Annotated in this window: 13 protein-coding genes; 4 read left to right on the forward strand and 9 right to left on the reverse strand. The window is 42.5% G+C overall.

All coding sequences use genetic code 11. The features are described from left to right. Nucleotides 1-484 precede the first annotated feature (484 nt). The 3 genes from FTT70_RS03375 to FTT70_RS03385 are packed head-to-tail and all read right to left on the reverse strand — an operon-like array spanning nucleotide 485 to nucleotide 3,333. Complete coding sequence (locus FTT70_RS03375) at nucleotides 485-1,567, reverse strand: DUF6670 family protein (protein WP_104853049.1); 1,083 nt, start codon at nucleotides 1,565-1,567, stop codon at nucleotides 485-487. Between the two features lie 40 nt (nucleotides 1,568-1,607). After that, nucleotides 1,608-2,432: a CDP-diacylglycerol--serine O-phosphatidyltransferase gene (pssA, locus tag FTT70_RS03380; protein WP_168418544.1), complete on the reverse strand. Its 825-nt coding sequence runs from the start codon at nucleotides 2,430-2,432 to the stop codon at nucleotides 1,608-1,610. 43 nt (nucleotides 2,433-2,475) lie between these two features. Next, the gene (locus tag FTT70_RS03385; RefSeq protein ID WP_026438537.1) at nucleotides 2,476-3,333 is read right to left on the reverse strand and encodes a 23S rRNA (adenine(2030)-N(6))-methyltransferase RlmJ; all 858 of its coding nucleotides are present in this window, start codon (nucleotides 3,331-3,333) and stop codon (nucleotides 2,476-2,478) included. A 116-nt stretch (nucleotides 3,334-3,449) separates the two neighbouring features. Between FTT70_RS03385 and FTT70_RS03390 the strand changes: the two genes are divergently transcribed. Together FTT70_RS03390 and FTT70_RS03395 are read left to right on the forward strand one after the other, a co-directional pair. Further along, on the forward strand, nucleotides 3,450-4,052 hold the full coding sequence (locus FTT70_RS03390) for a 2OG-Fe(II) oxygenase (protein ID WP_180168290.1): 603 nt from the start codon (nucleotides 3,450-3,452) through the stop codon (nucleotides 4,050-4,052). Nucleotides 4,053-4,148: 96 nt separating this feature from the next. After that, on the forward strand, nucleotides 4,149-4,676 hold the full coding sequence (locus FTT70_RS03395; RefSeq protein ID WP_131261019.1) for a hypothetical protein: 528 nt from the start codon (nucleotides 4,149-4,151) through the stop codon (nucleotides 4,674-4,676). Between the two features lie 62 nt (nucleotides 4,677-4,738). On the opposite strand, the gene FTT70_RS03400 is transcribed toward FTT70_RS03395, so the two are convergent. The 6 genes from FTT70_RS03400 to FTT70_RS03425 form a co-directional block, all read right to left on the reverse strand. Beyond that, nucleotides 4,739-4,996, reverse strand: coding sequence for a DUF2789 family protein (locus FTT70_RS03400; protein WP_026438086.1), 258 nt, complete (start codon nucleotides 4,994-4,996; stop codon nucleotides 4,739-4,741). Nucleotides 4,997-5,175: 179 nt separating this feature from the next. Beyond that, nucleotides 5,176-5,424 (reverse strand): DUF2789 family protein, encoded by a 249-nt coding sequence (locus FTT70_RS03405; RefSeq protein WP_096901745.1) that lies wholly within the window; start codon nucleotides 5,422-5,424, stop codon nucleotides 5,176-5,178. Between the two features lie 205 nt (nucleotides 5,425-5,629). Further along, a complete protein-coding gene (locus FTT70_RS03410) occupies nucleotides 5,630-6,841 on the reverse strand; it encodes a YeeE/YedE family protein (protein ID WP_180168291.1) in 1,212 nt (403 codons plus the stop codon). A gap of 240 nt (nucleotides 6,842-7,081) precedes the next feature. Further along, complete coding sequence (locus tag FTT70_RS03415) at nucleotides 7,082-8,068, reverse strand: malate dehydrogenase (RefSeq protein WP_019836931.1); 987 nt, start codon at nucleotides 8,066-8,068, stop codon at nucleotides 7,082-7,084. A 204-nt stretch (nucleotides 8,069-8,272) separates the two neighbouring features. Further along, nucleotides 8,273-8,920: a ribonuclease I gene (locus FTT70_RS03420; RefSeq protein WP_131261023.1), complete on the reverse strand. Its 648-nt coding sequence runs from the start codon at nucleotides 8,918-8,920 to the stop codon at nucleotides 8,273-8,275. Between the two features lie 106 nt (nucleotides 8,921-9,026). Continuing rightward, nucleotides 9,027-10,913, reverse strand: coding sequence for a lytic transglycosylase domain-containing protein (locus FTT70_RS03425; RefSeq protein ID WP_180168329.1), 1,887 nt, complete (start codon nucleotides 10,911-10,913; stop codon nucleotides 9,027-9,029). A gap of 358 nt (nucleotides 10,914-11,271) precedes the next feature. Here FTT70_RS03425 and miaB point away from each other — a divergent pair, with 358 nt between their 5' ends. Both miaB and FTT70_RS03435 read left to right on the forward strand, forming a co-directional pair. Further along, a complete protein-coding gene (gene miaB, locus FTT70_RS03430) occupies nucleotides 11,272-12,726 on the forward strand; it encodes a tRNA (N6-isopentenyl adenosine(37)-C2)-methylthiotransferase MiaB (protein ID WP_180168292.1) in 1,455 nt (484 codons plus the stop codon). Between the two features lie 39 nt (nucleotides 12,727-12,765). Next, entirely contained in the window at nucleotides 12,766-13,839 is a 1,074-nt protein-coding gene (locus FTT70_RS03435) for a PhoH family protein (protein WP_004976193.1), read from the forward strand. Nucleotides 13,840-13,882 lie beyond the last annotated feature (43 nt).

A 13,882-nucleotide genomic window follows, 5' to 3' on the forward strand; every position in this document is an offset into this window, starting at 1 on the left:
TGAGCCATGATCAAACTCTTCAGTTAAAATCATTTTGAAGTTTTAATCTAAACTTCCAAATCTGGCTCATCAATTTTCTGACTTAAATTTCGCTCAAATAAACTTCGAGTAATTTAAACCAATCAATCAATGAAATATCTTCGATTAATCAATCAGTAAAAATCCACACAAGTTGTTCTTCATAATCTCTTAATGATCTTCTCGATGCTTCGTCAGCATCAAGCTAGGTCGACTATATTACGCTTTATTTCTAAAGTGTCAACTGGTAATTTAAATTATTTTAAACTTTCTTTCTAAAACCCAACTCAATCATTCTTAACCAAGTCATTGTTTTATCAGAATTTTTAATCTTCATCACCGCCGATGGATGTGCATTATAGGGCAAATATTTCGCCATGCAACCCCTCTTTTTAAGTTTTATCAGTTTTTTAATCCAAACGGTTAATTATTCAGCAAAATACTTCACTTTTCCACAAAATACTGTTTATTTCTTTTTCTTGATCATAAAAGGTTCAGGATTCATAACTACATCTGGCATTTTTTCTGGCTGATCATGTTCCTGCCATTTCAGTGCGCGGCAGTCGATATATTCACAATAGCCTCCTTCTCCTTGTTGTTGATCTCCATTTATAGCCAACTGATATTGAAAACTTCCGACATAACCTGCTGCAGCCCCAAATTTAAAATCACCACGACTCTGCGCCTGTAAATGAATTGAGGTGCCATCTTCATCTTGATAACGCCATTCAAACTCACGTGGCAAATACATACACTGACCTGTTGGCGTTTTTACTTTTGGATAAACCCGTTGAATATTAAATTGTACTTGCCCATCAAATACCCGAGTTTGCTCCGTGTTCGCATTTCGCAGATAGATTCGAGATTGCAAAATTCGATTCAACACATCACGACTTTGTAGCAATATCATTTGTTGCTGATGATTCAGATTAATCACTTGATAGCAAAAAAATGCCACAGCGAAATAAGGAAACTGGATTGAGCGGGCAAACTCAAAACTACCCAATTGCTCAATCTGAAAATGCTGATCTTTATAGCGTACACTTCCCTGACACTGACACAGCAAAGACCAATGTTCTGCCAAATTCATTCGCAATTTAGTGAAATATGAAATTGTAGAGCTTGTGGTGATCTTTAAATCAAAGCTAAGTTCGCTATCTTCACGTTGAATATGAAATTGCGGAAAGTGTCCAGTAATGCGCTCTTTATTGGCAAACTGAAAATACTCTGCAGTAAATACGCAATCATGTTGTATTGAATAATGATTGGACTGCCCCACCATGTGTGGGCTGCTACTACAAAGAATACTGGCTGTGTCTAAAGCTGAGGTTGTAATCACATTTTCAGGGCGCAGCATTGCGGTATTTAGGCTGCCCAATAAACCAATAAAGTTGAGATAATGTAAGGGTGCAGGCAAATTAGGAAGAATTAAGCCCTGATAGATAAATTTATAATGATGTTTTGGGGCGTGATAAGGCAGTTTGGCGGTTGCCGCAGGAGTTTGATTGAGTTGTTTGGAACGATCGAGAAAATCTTGAAACAGCTGCATATCAAACTCCTTGTGAGTTGATGCTTTTATGAAAGCTTAATTAACTCACTGCATTTTTTCTTGCCATAAAAGTGGTCACAAAACCTGAAAGTGCATAAATGATTGAAATGACCAAAATACCTACTGGAATGTTATAAGTCATGGCGGCCAAAATAAAGACGGCTATAGGCAAAACAAAAAATGGAACACGTTTACGGTCAAAGGTTTTAAATGAATAATATTTGATGTTAGAAATCATCAATAAGCCTACTGCAATAATAATCACAGCATTCAAGATTTGTAGCCCAAACTCACGAATATCATACAGTTCAGGGAAATCACGCCCCACCCAAACCAGCGACACGATAATCAGCGCAGCCAAAGGACTTGCAACACCAATAAAGTAGCGTTTATCGACCACACCAATTTGCACATTAAAACGCGCCAAACGGAATGCGGCACAAGCCGTATAAACAAAGCAAGCCGCCAAGCCGATACGACCTAAATCATGCAAACTCCAGCTATACATCAAAATCGCAGGTGCAACACCAAAGGCGAGCATATCGGATAATGAATCAAACTGTTCGCCAAATGGACTTTGCGCACCAATCGCACGTGCCACACGACCATCTAAACCATCAAACAATGCTGCTAGAAAAATGGCATAAATCGCTTGGCTAAATTCGCCATTCATACTGGCAATAATGGAGTAAAAACCCGACAGCAAGGCTGCCGTGGTAATCAGGTTTGGCCACAGATAGATACCACGACGTTTCACCTTTTGCCCTTCACGGGTATGTTCTTCTTCCACCACTTCAAATGTAATTCCGTCATGCTCAAGATCACGGGAACTATATTCTCCTTCGGGTTTGGATGTGTTTGTCATTATTTTGTGTCCTAACTGTAACCTGAACGTCTATTTAAATTTTTTATTCGCCAACTAACCAACGCACTGCAGCATGTCCACCATGTTCTTGCATACGCAAGTGCGGGAACAACCATTGCAGGGCTTCATCTGCATCTTCAGAGAATTTCCATGGTGGATTAATCACCAATAAACCACAACCGTTTAAGCCCACAGGAGTATCGTCAGGCCACACACAAATTTCACAAATGAGTTGACGGCGAATCCCTGTTTTAAACATTTTCTTTTCAAAACGTTCAATCATGGCGCGGTCTTTAATTGGATACCACACCGCAAATACGCCTGTTGGCCATTTTTTATGTGCAGCTGCCAATAATTCAACCAACTGAGGGAAATCTTTACGTTCCAATTCATACGGTGGATCAATCATCACCAAACCGCGTTTTTCTTTTGGTGGAATGACGCCCAATAAACCTTCGTAAGCATCACGCTCATGTAAACCTGCGCGTTTGTCACGAATGTTATGACGCAATTGCTGGAATACATCGCGCTGCATTTCAAAAATAGTTGCTTTGTCGATGTCACGCATACCTTGTAAAGCAAACCATGGCGAACCGGGATATGCACCTTGCCCATCCGTTTCACGCATTGCTTCAACCAGTTTTAAATACTGCTGTACGCCTTCTGGTGCCTGACGTTTGATTGAATCATCTAGTTTCACTAAACGATGAATACCATTTAAAAATTCGCCCGATTTTTGTGCAGGTGCTAAAGATAAGTCATATTTACCCGCACCGCCATGTGTATCGACATAGCGATAAGGTTTATCTTTGGCATTTAAACGTGTCAGAATTTGCAGCAATAAAACATGCTTCATGACATCGGCAAAGTTGCCCGCATGGAAATGGTGACGATAATTCATGTTTGGTTCATTCCTAAAATCAACCGACATTTTAGCATGAAAAAAAGTTTCATTCAGGAGCTTGTATTCCTCTAAAATAATCAGCTTGTCTTGCATTTTGTCTGAGTATCTATTTTATGGACGCCACACTGCTTCCAAAATCTTGGAATATTGATCAAATTCTTGAAGATTTAGATTTGCATGGTTTTGCCATGTTGGATGATGCCTATTCACCTGAATATCAACAACAAGTTCTCGCAGAGTGTAGTCAAAATTTAGATCAATTTCGTGAAGCAGCCATTCAAAATGGTGTGGTCAGCAAAATTCGCAGTGATCATATTTTATGGATTCACGAAAATTTAAGCATTGCACAACAACATACCCAAACCCTTTTGACTTTGGCCGAACAATTCAATCAGGCATTTTATTTAGGGATTCGTGAGGTCGAAGCGCATTTTGCCAGCTACCAAGCAGGTTCTTTTTATGCCTTGCACCGCGATAACCCTCAACAGAAAAATGATCGGGTGATTTCTGCCGTTTATTATTTGCACAGTGAATGGCAGCCTGACTGGGGTGGTCAGCTCCGCCTGCAAGATAAACACGACCAATGGCATATTATTGAACCATCACCGAACCGTTTAGCCATTTTTCAAAGTGATTTATTGCATGAGGTTTTGCCTGCCAAGCAACAACGCTTGTCTATCACAGCGTGGTTACGCAGTGGCAATGCGCTTTGGTAAATTTGCTAGAAATGCTTGCAGTTTTTCCAGTGCTTTGGCTTTAAAAGCTCAAATCTGCCCCGATGTATAGCCCATATTGCAACAAGGAATTCACCAATGCGCCATTCGACTCAACAACTTATTCAACGTATTGGTGAAACCGACCAACTTTTTTTACAAGGCAATACGCCTGAATTGGCATTAGAACGTGCCGATTTACGCTTACAATTGGTGAGTTTGAGCGAGTTACGCCAAGAACAGATTTACTTTTTGCAAGAAGCCATTGTGCTGTTGGAACAAGGTCGGATTGAATTTGAAGAAATGCCAGTGACGTTATATATCAATTTGTCTTTGCATTTGGCCAAAGCCTATATGATGTATTTTGAGCTGACCCGCGATGCAAAATACGCCTTAATTACCCAACAAATTTTAAAAGCCATGACTCATTATGCACATGGAGATATTTTCTTTTTCTTGGCTTATGCCAGCGCCAGTAAAAATGAAAGTGCACTGTGTCGCCACTGGTTAGGCAAGTACAGTAAAACTGCCGAATTTGATTTGGAACTCTTACAAATTCACCCTGCCTTTAACGCCTATCAAACCGAAGTCTGGTTTAAACAAATTCTCAAAAGCAGAATGCATTAAAAAAACGCCTCGTTCTGAGGCGTTTTTAATGAAAACATATTAAATATGACGATGACTTAAACCTAAACAGCTTGTAAACGATAAGCATCTAAATGCAATTGTTGATTGAGTTCATCAATCCAAATGGCCCAATCATCGTCTTGTACCAAATGACTGATTAAAAATTCACGTTGTGATTTATTCCAAAACGGCGCTTCATGTAAATTAATATGTGCAGGTAATTGATGCGTACGTACATACAGTTCAATGGCTGCAGGGCTGCTGGCTAAACCGAGTTGGCTGAATAACATGGCTAATGATGGAGTATTTTGCATGAGCACCTTGCCCCCTTTTATTAGTTTCGTTGTAATTCCTTATTCAACCAACTTATAACACTTTGTATAAAAAACCCAGTCTTCCGACTGGGTTTGTTGTATCTTTTTGTGAGCACGCAGTTTACTGGCGCTTTTTAGATGAAAAGTATTTGATTTAACTTAAAAACTTTTAACTTAAATACCGATTAAACACTCGGATGTTGATCACTATGTAATTGCTCATTTAAGGTTTCAATCACAATGGCCCAATCATCATCTTTTTTCCAATGGCTTTGCAAAAATTGGCGCTGCCCTTCCGTCCAAAACTCGGCACAGTGTAATTTGGTTTCTGCAGGTAATTGATGCTCACGAATAAATTGATCAATTGCTGCATCGTCAGCATCTAGACCCAATTGTTGAAATAACAGTTCTAAAGTCGGTTGTTGGTCAAACATGGCATCCTCCTTTGATTCGTCTTGTACTTTTAATGACCTTAACCTGCTTCGAGCCGCAATTCAGCAGCAGCCGAGTTGCAGCATGTTATTTTTTGTACGATGCGATATACCTAAAGCATCCCACTCAATATTCTTAATACGATGACAGGCAACAAAAAAGCCAGTCAATGTAAACCGACTGGCTTTCATCTACTTAAATTAAAAGTTAGCAACCTGTTAGTTTTTCAGGCTGTGGCTTTTCATTTGGAAAGAAGATTGGGCGCAATTTCACACCAATGGCATTCCCCATAAATGCAAATACTAGCCATAACCAACCATGCACACTGCCCGAAGCAATTCCGCTAAAGTATGCGCCAATGTTACAACCGTAGGCCAAACGTGCACCATAACCAAGTAATAAGCCACCTATAACAGCCGCAACCAGTGAACGGCGTGGAATATTAAAGTTCGGGGCAAATTTTCCAGCCAAACTTGCAGCAAGCAATGCACCCAACATAATGCCAAAATTCATCATAGAGGTGATGTCATGCCACAATGAATTTGCCAATGCTTTAGCATTGCCTGACTGCTGCCAATAATCCCAAGAGCTTACATCTACACCCGCAAAAACAGCAACTTTTGCAGCCCAAACTGCAAGCGCAGAAGTCACGCCCCACGGACGACCAGCCAATACCAAGGTAGCAAAATTCAGCAGCGTTAAAATAAGCCCACCCCAAATTAACGGCCAAGGACCTTTGAGGAAACGCTTCCAACCATGGTACTGACTTTGCGGCTCGACTTCTAAACTGCCATGACGTTTCTTTTCAAAAAACACGGTTGCGGCAGCAATCACAGCAAAAATAACAAAGCTTAGAATAAGTGCAGGAATCACCCCAAAACTTTCGACAATCGAGATTGGCGCCAAATGCGGCAGATTAAACCACCAATCTAAATGCGAAGTGGCAATCAGTGAACCTAAGCAGAAGAAAAATAGCGTAACCAACATACGCGCACTGCCACCGCCTACCGTGTATAGCGTACCCGATGCACAGCCACCCCCCAACTGCATGCCAATACCAAAAATAAAAGCACCAATCATGACCGACATCGACACAGGATTGACATTGCCCTTGACGGGATTGCCAAACAACTCACCTGCACCTAAAGCAGGAAAGAACAACAACACCGCCAAGCCCAGCATAATCATTTGAGCCCGCAAACCACGACCACGACGTTCTTTAATAAACACACGCCAGCTAGAAGTAAAACCAAAAGAGGCGTGATACAACGTCATCCCCAAAGCACCACCAATTAAAAATAACAGTGCTTGATTTAGACCCACGATTTGATAGGCGCCGATAGTACCGACAACAAGTAAGATAAAAGCCACCCAAACCGAAACATTCGATCTATGGGCACTTGCAACAATAACTGACATGACAAAGAGAAGATTTGAAAAAGGAAACCCGCGTATTCTAAGCAATTTCCCCTACCGTGCAGGTCAATCGACCTATTTTATAGTCGCTTATCCATTCTGATATTTGATAAGCAATATGAGCTTAGCTGATGATAGGCTTTTAATTGCAAAGATAAAATCAAGCGCAAAAAAATGCCAGTCAACTTTTAGGTTGACTGGCATCACTCCCGAAGGAGTTTTAACTTAATCTAGCAGATTAAATTATTTAATCATGTCAGCAATTGCTGCGCGTTCTTCTTCAAGTTCGTTTAACGTGAAGTTGATACGCTCACGGCTGAACTCGTCGATTTCAAGACCTTGAACGATTTTGTATTCGCCATTTTCGCAAGTTACAGGGAAACCGAACATTACGCCTTCAGGAATACCGTAAGAACCGTCAGAAGGAATACCCATAGTTACCCATTCGCCGTTTGTGCCAAGCGCCCAATCACGCATGTGGTCAATTGCAGCGTTTGCAGCAGATGCAGCAGAAGATAAACCACGTGCTTCGATGATCGCAGCGCCACGCTTACCAACTGTAGGAAGGAATACGTCTTTGTTCCATTCAGCATCGTTGATTTTGTCTTTTAAGCTTTCTCCATTTGCAGTTGCAAAACGGTAATCAGCATACATTGTTGGAGAGTGGTTACCCCAAACTGTCATTGTTTTGATGTCAGAAACAGCAACGCCAGCTTTTTGAGCAAGTTGAGTTAACGCGCGGTTGTGGTCAAGACGTAACATTGCTGTGAAGTTTTTCGCTGGAAGATCTGGAGCAGATTTCATTGCGATGTAAGCATTCGTGTTCGCTGGGTTACCAACAACTAGAACTTTAACATCACGGCTAGCAACTTCGTTAAGTGCTTGACCTTGACCAATAAAGATTTCACCGTTTACTTTAAGAAGGTCAGCACGCTCCATACCAGGACCACGTGGACGAGAACCAACCAATAACGCGTAGTCAGCATCTTTAAATGCCACTTTAGGATCATCAGTACCGATCATGCCAGCCAATAATGGGAAAGCACAGTCGTCAAGTTCCATCATTACGCCTTTAAGCGCAGCTTGAGCTTTCTCAAAAGGAACTTCTAATAATTGAAGGATAACTGGTTGGTCTTTACCCAACATTTCACCGCTAGCGATACGGAATAATAGGCTGTAACCAATTTGACCAGCAGCGCCAGTAACGGCAACGCGAACAGGTTGCTTCATGTAATTATCTCCAATTGAGAGGATAGTCAATGCGATTAAATAGCTGTTCTATCTAATCTTAATAATCATAAACGCGAAAGATTGTACTCCAATCATTCAGCGGATGCATGCAAAAGCGCATCAAATTCCACAAAAGTCTGATAGAAAATATGAATAAAATTTCTCAAAAAGCTTAAAATTCAGAAATTACAGTCACCTAGCAAACTAGTAAGAACCTTTAATGACAAACTGATTCGGGCAATTTGATTCAATCGCTGCACCGCACTGCTTATAGCGTCCTGCGGTGTTATAACAAATTTTGATTTCAGTTAAATAACTTTTACCTTGATGGTTAGAGCACTGAAAATGCACGCTTTTTGATGACATACCTGAATTGGACTTGAGAAACAAACTCCGTAGTTGTGACAATTGCACCGTCTGCGTGTCTTGGCCTGTCAATACCGAAGGCACGTTCATCCGATCTGCATTATTAATAATCATGCGAAAATACTGACTGGCATTCATGGGCACACAGCCGCCAATACCTTGCCACAATTGTATCCGTGCAGCTTCATCAGGCATGACTCGCGCCACTACCTTCGCTTGTAGCGGCGGTAACTTTGCCGATGACTGAGTGCTGCACTCACGCGCAGCAACTTCAGGATATAAGCCTTCAATATTCAGTGAGTAGCCTTCTAAACATTTACGCTTTTTGCTTTTGCTCGAATCGATTAAACACACGGCGGGCGTCATTTGCACGGACATCACATAGCCTTGCACGGGGGCAGAAAATGTATTTTGCGTACACAAAACCAAAGCTGTACCACTCAAACCGAGCAATGTAACTTGAATTGGCTGTAAAACTGTACTCATCCACATTTTCAATGCTTCAGCCCCCTAAATTCTTATACACCCAATGACTCACGCATCTATATATCAACACGCATGATCATCTAACTGTATCACTTGTAACATTTTCCTAAGGTGTATTCCGAGATGGAATATGTTGCATACGGCTACTCATTGATTGTCCACCCTGCCCCAACAGCACACCATAGTGCGTGGCATTGGTCATGACATGCTTGACATAGTCACGTGTTTCCAACAAAGGAATGCTTTCAGTATATTGGTCTGCCGCAATTTGCTGAAACTCGGGCTGCCAACGGCGTGCACGGTTCGGGCCTGCGTTATAACCCGCTGTAGCGAGTACTGGACTATTGCTTAATTGTCTGTGAATGGTCGACAAATAAAATGTGCCATAACGAATATTGGTATTCATATCACTTAACGCGGCAGGATTATAAGTTTCACCCATTTGTCGTGCAACCAGACGCGCTGTATCGGGCATGATTTGCATGAGCCCACCTGCGCCGACATGCGAACGCGCAGTGGTATTAAAACGGCTTTCCTGACGCATCAGTCCATAAGCCCAAGCAGGATCGATACCTGCATTTTGACTGTGGCTCACCACATAATTACGATGTGGCATAGCATAACGGTAACTATAGTTGTGCTTATTCACAGTACGATCTGCTGCATAAATGGCACGATCATACCAACCCATATCGGTCGCACGCTTAGCCGCTGCTAAAATCAAACCATCATCCTGTCTTAAATACGCCTGACGTACCGCCCAGTTCCATTCACGGTTGATATAATTGGCAGGTGCATTAATTTCACGCAAGGCAAAGGCACGGTTAAAGTGAATATCCTGATTTAAACGCTGTAAATCATTGGTTGTCGGCTGGCTATTTACTGGAATGGCATTGTAACGCTGCCCAAGACGATCTTTTGCTAATAAGTTGTGATAATCATCGCCCTGTGCCAACTGTTTATAAATATTTTGCGCGCTGCGTTTCGATGCTGCATCACCACGTTGTTCTGAGGCACGAGCCAACCAGTATTGCCAACGGTCTTCTTGTTTCTGAGTCACACTCATGCTGTCTACTGCACGAATCACACTTTCCCATGCACCAAAGCGGATGGCCTGTCGGGCATAGATTTCTGCTTCTTCGGGGCTAAATGGCAAGCCATAACTGGCATCTAAGGCGCTTAACACTTCACGGTTGAAATTATTTTTCATCACCGTGGTGCCACCAATATAGCCTACTGCACGGTGCAACGATTTTTGTACGGCATCGGGTGTACCCTCTGCGCTCCGTTTTAGTGAAGACAAGGCCGAATCCAGATCACTGTCAGCCAAACGACCTATGGCATAAATTAAATAAGCGTGATCTTCATTGCTGGCTTTTGGGGCCGACCATAAATAATTCAGTGGATTGGCCTGAATACTGTTCAGTTGTGCCAAACTCAGATTCATACCTAAACTTTGCGCAGTCGCCAAAGCTTGCCCGGACTGCCCTGCACGCAGTTGTCCCCACAAACGCTGCTGCTTGTCTTGCTGAGTCATAATTGGACTAGAGAGCATCATTCGACCTAGACCTGTACAAGATTCAGGTTGTGAGTTCGTGGTCAACCAAACATCTTTAAATTCCGCGACCACCAAAGGATCACCCGAACGGGTACGAACTTGTGCCATGGCACAGCTTTCGGCCTGATCAGCATTACTCACATAGGCAAGCACAGGTTGTGCACTGCTAAAATCGGCCTGTTTCACTTTTTCTTCGATGTAATCGGCTGCGAGTTTTTCTGCCATCGCTGATTGTGGATGGCGCTGTGCAAACTGAACAATTGCACTGGCAGGTTGCATGCCCAAATTGGTGTTCAATGCCCAGTATTCAGGATAGTAGCCCAAAACATCATTTTGCATGGCATATTGATACTGCTGCAATAAATCGACATCACCTGAATTGGCGGCACGTAACGCATCATTGAACTGTTCATTTGCCGCATGCGTATTTGCCATGACTGCAAACGAAACAAGGCTCAAAGCAAGCTTTTTAGCTAAATTATTATTTTGTTTCATCATTTGCAGCATTCGCTTGCTTTCGGTCATTTACTTCCGCCTCGAGGTCCGCATCTCATCTTTAGGTTTAGTTTAATTAGTCTAGAACCGCAGTTGTGTTCTGTTATGTAACCTTCTGATTAGACACTATTAATCTTAGAACTCATGTTCAAACAAATTTCTTCATATTTCAATCAGCTGTTGTGCTGATTTAAGGCTGTCAGTTTAGCGTGAATTCCTGCTAAAATATGCGCCTTTCTTTTGTCTAATGACGTTTATTTTTTTAAACGATTTAGTGAACTATCTCTTAGGAGCCTACATGACGGTTCAAACCTTCATCCCCAATGGTGCCCAAGCTGCCTCAGAAAACACTGTTACCCAGCCACAGCACACCCCAGCCGACGGTTCAGTTAAAAAACTGTATATCGAAACGCAAGGGTGTCAGATGAATGAGTATGACAGTCACCGTATGGCAGACCTTTTGGGCGACTCGCACGGCTATGTGCTGACCAGCAACCCTGCCGATGCCGATATTTTGCTCATGAACACCTGTTCAATTCGTGAAAAAGCCCAAGAAAAAGTATTTTCTGAATTAGGACGTTGGCGCAAGCTTAAAGAAAAAAATCCTGATTTGGTCATTGGTGTAGGCGGTTGCGTGGCTTCTCAAGAAGGCGACAACATTCAAAAACGCGCACCGTATGTGGATATGATTTTTGGCCCACAAACCTTGCACCGTTTGCCACAAATGCTTGATCAGCACCACGATCAAGTTGAAAAACCAAAGAAAGAAAAAATCAAACTGGTGGATATTTCTTTCCCAGACATCGAAAAATTCGACTTTTTACCTGAACCGCGTGTTGAAGGGTTTAAAGCTTTTGTGTCGATTATGGAAGGCTGTTCAAAATACTGTTCTTTCTGCGTAGTGCCTTACACGCGCGGTGAAGAAGTTTCACGTCCTTTAGATGATGTCTTAGCTGAAATTGCGACTTTGGCCGAAAAAGGCGTGCGTGAAATTAGCTTGCTCGGTCAAAACGTAAATGGCTATCGCGGTGAAACTTTTGACGGTAAAATTTGTACTTTTTCCGATTTACTGCGTTTGGTTGCCGAAGTACCTGGCATTGGACGAATTCGCTACACCACATCACACCCGCTTGAATTTAATGATGATTTGATTCAATGCTACCGTGATTTACCGCAAATGGTGTCGCATTTACACTTGCCTGTGCAAAGTGGTTCGAATGATGTGTTACAAGCCATGAAACGTAACCACACCATTGATGTGTATATCGACAAGATTGCCAAGTTACGTAAAGTACGCCCAGACATGCACTTATCTAGCGACTTTATTATTGGCTTCCCGGGTGAAACCGATCAAAACTTTGAAGAAACTTATCAGTTTATTCAAGATATGGATTTTGACCATTCTTATAGTTTTATCTACTCAAAACGTCCGGGAACACCTGCATCGGAACTCGAAGACACCACCCCTGAAGATGTTAAAAAAGAGCGTTTGGCCAAAGTTCAGCAATGGATCAAACAATCTAGTATTGATAAGACCGATGCCATGCTTGGGACGGTACAACGTGTCCTAATTGAAAATGTTTCCGACAAAGACCCGAACATTTTAGTGGGTACGGCCGACAATACACGTTTAGTAACATTTATTGGTGACCCTGCTTGGGTCGGACGCTTTGCGGAGATTGAGATTACCGAGATTAAAACTTTGAATTTAGTTTACGGTGAACTCTTGAATCTTGAGCCTGACGTGGCGTAATGTAGGAGCTAAAGTCCAATAACAGATTAAGGAATTCTCTTGACTGCAGCGATTCGACGTACAGTAACTTTTCCTGGCATTTCAATGGAACGTCTAAAAAGCATGCTCGGTGCTTATAACGGACATTTGAAACAAATCGAACAACGTCTAGACGTCCAAATTTCTCATCGTGGTGACGCCTTTTTTATAGATGGGGAAATTGATGCAGTTGAACGAGCCGAAACGCTCTTGCAACGCCTGCATGAAGAAGCGGAAAGCTCTGCACAAATTAGTGCAGACACGCTCCACATGATGATTCAGGGCAGTCAGACTGACCGTGAATTACAATCGGATGATGGGCAAGAGCATACTGGATTGGATGCTGTTTGGTTGCAAACCCGCAAAGGGCGCATTAATCCACGCGGTGCCAACCAAAAGCGTTATGTGCAACGTATTTTGCAAAGTGATATTTCATTTGGTATTGGCCCTGCAGGTACGGGTAAAACCTATTTGGCTGTTGCCGCTGCCGTAGATATGTTGGAACGCAATGAAATCCAGCGGATTCTATTGGTGCGCCCTGCGGTTGAAGCGGGTGAAAAACTGGGCTTCTTACCGGGTGATTTAACCCAGAAAATTGACCCGTATTTGCGTCCCCTTTATGATGCCCTGTATGAAATGCTCGGCTTTGAAAAAGTTGCTAAGCTGATTGAACGTCAAGTGATTGAAGTTGCACCACTGGCGTATATGCGTGGTCGTACCCTCAACCACTCTTTTGTGATTTTGGATGAAGCCCAGAACACCACGCCTGAACAGATGAAGATGTTCCTGACCCGTTTAGGGTTTGGTTCACGTGCAGTGATTACCGGTGATGTGACTCAGGTGGATTTACCACGTGGTCAGCAGTCTGGTCTGGCACATGCCTTACGTGTGATTGATAAAATCCCTGAAATTCATATTACTCGTTTCCATTCTCGTGATGTCGTGCGTCACCAGCTGGTTCAGAAAATTGTTGAAGCCTATGAAGGCTGGGACAGTGAGCAACAGCGTTTAAGTGCCGAAGCGCGTGCAGAACGTAAAGCGCGCCAGGAAGCATTAATTGCGGAAAATGATGCCGCAGCAGATGCACAGCACTAATCGCTGTGCGCTCTGCAACCTACTGAAGTATTAAGGATTCATT

The sequence above is a fragment of the Acinetobacter sp. YH01003 genome (assembly GCF_013420525.1).
GTDB classification, from domain to species: domain Bacteria; phylum Pseudomonadota; class Gammaproteobacteria; order Pseudomonadales; family Moraxellaceae; genus Acinetobacter; species Acinetobacter towneri.

Coding starts and splice junctions, on each gene's coding strand:
- FTT70_RS03405 (WP_096901745.1), bottom strand. CDS start 5,424: ATGTTTGACCAACAACCGACTTTAGAACTGTTATTTCAACAATTGGGT.
- FTT70_RS03425 (WP_180168329.1), bottom strand. CDS start 10,913: ATGGCAAATACGCATGCGGCAAATGAACAGTTCAATGATGCGTTACGT.
- miaB (WP_180168292.1), top strand. CDS start 11,272: ATGACGGTTCAAACCTTCATCCCCAATGGTGCCCAAGCTGCCTCAGAA.
- pssA (WP_168418544.1), bottom strand. CDS start 2,432: ATGACAAACACATCCAAACCCGAAGGAGAATATAGTTCCCGTGATCTT.
- FTT70_RS03375 (WP_104853049.1), bottom strand. CDS start 1,567: ATGCAGCTGTTTCAAGATTTTCTCGATCGTTCCAAACAACTCAATCAA.
- FTT70_RS03390 (WP_180168290.1), top strand. CDS start 3,450: ATGGACGCCACACTGCTTCCAAAATCTTGGAATATTGATCAAATTCTT.
- FTT70_RS03415 (WP_019836931.1), bottom strand. CDS start 8,068: ATGAAGCAACCTGTTCGCGTTGCCGTTACTGGCGCTGCTGGTCAAATT.
- FTT70_RS03410 (WP_180168291.1), bottom strand. CDS start 6,841: ATGTCAGTTATTGTTGCAAGTGCCCATAGATCGAATGTTTCGGTTTGG.
- FTT70_RS03420 (WP_131261023.1), bottom strand. CDS start 8,920: ATGAGTACAGTTTTACAGCCAATTCAAGTTACATTGCTCGGTTTGAGT.
- FTT70_RS03395 (WP_131261019.1), top strand. CDS start 4,149: ATGCGCCATTCGACTCAACAACTTATTCAACGTATTGGTGAAACCGAC.
- FTT70_RS03385 (WP_026438537.1), bottom strand. CDS start 3,333: ATGAATTATCGTCACCATTTCCATGCGGGCAACTTTGCCGATGTCATG.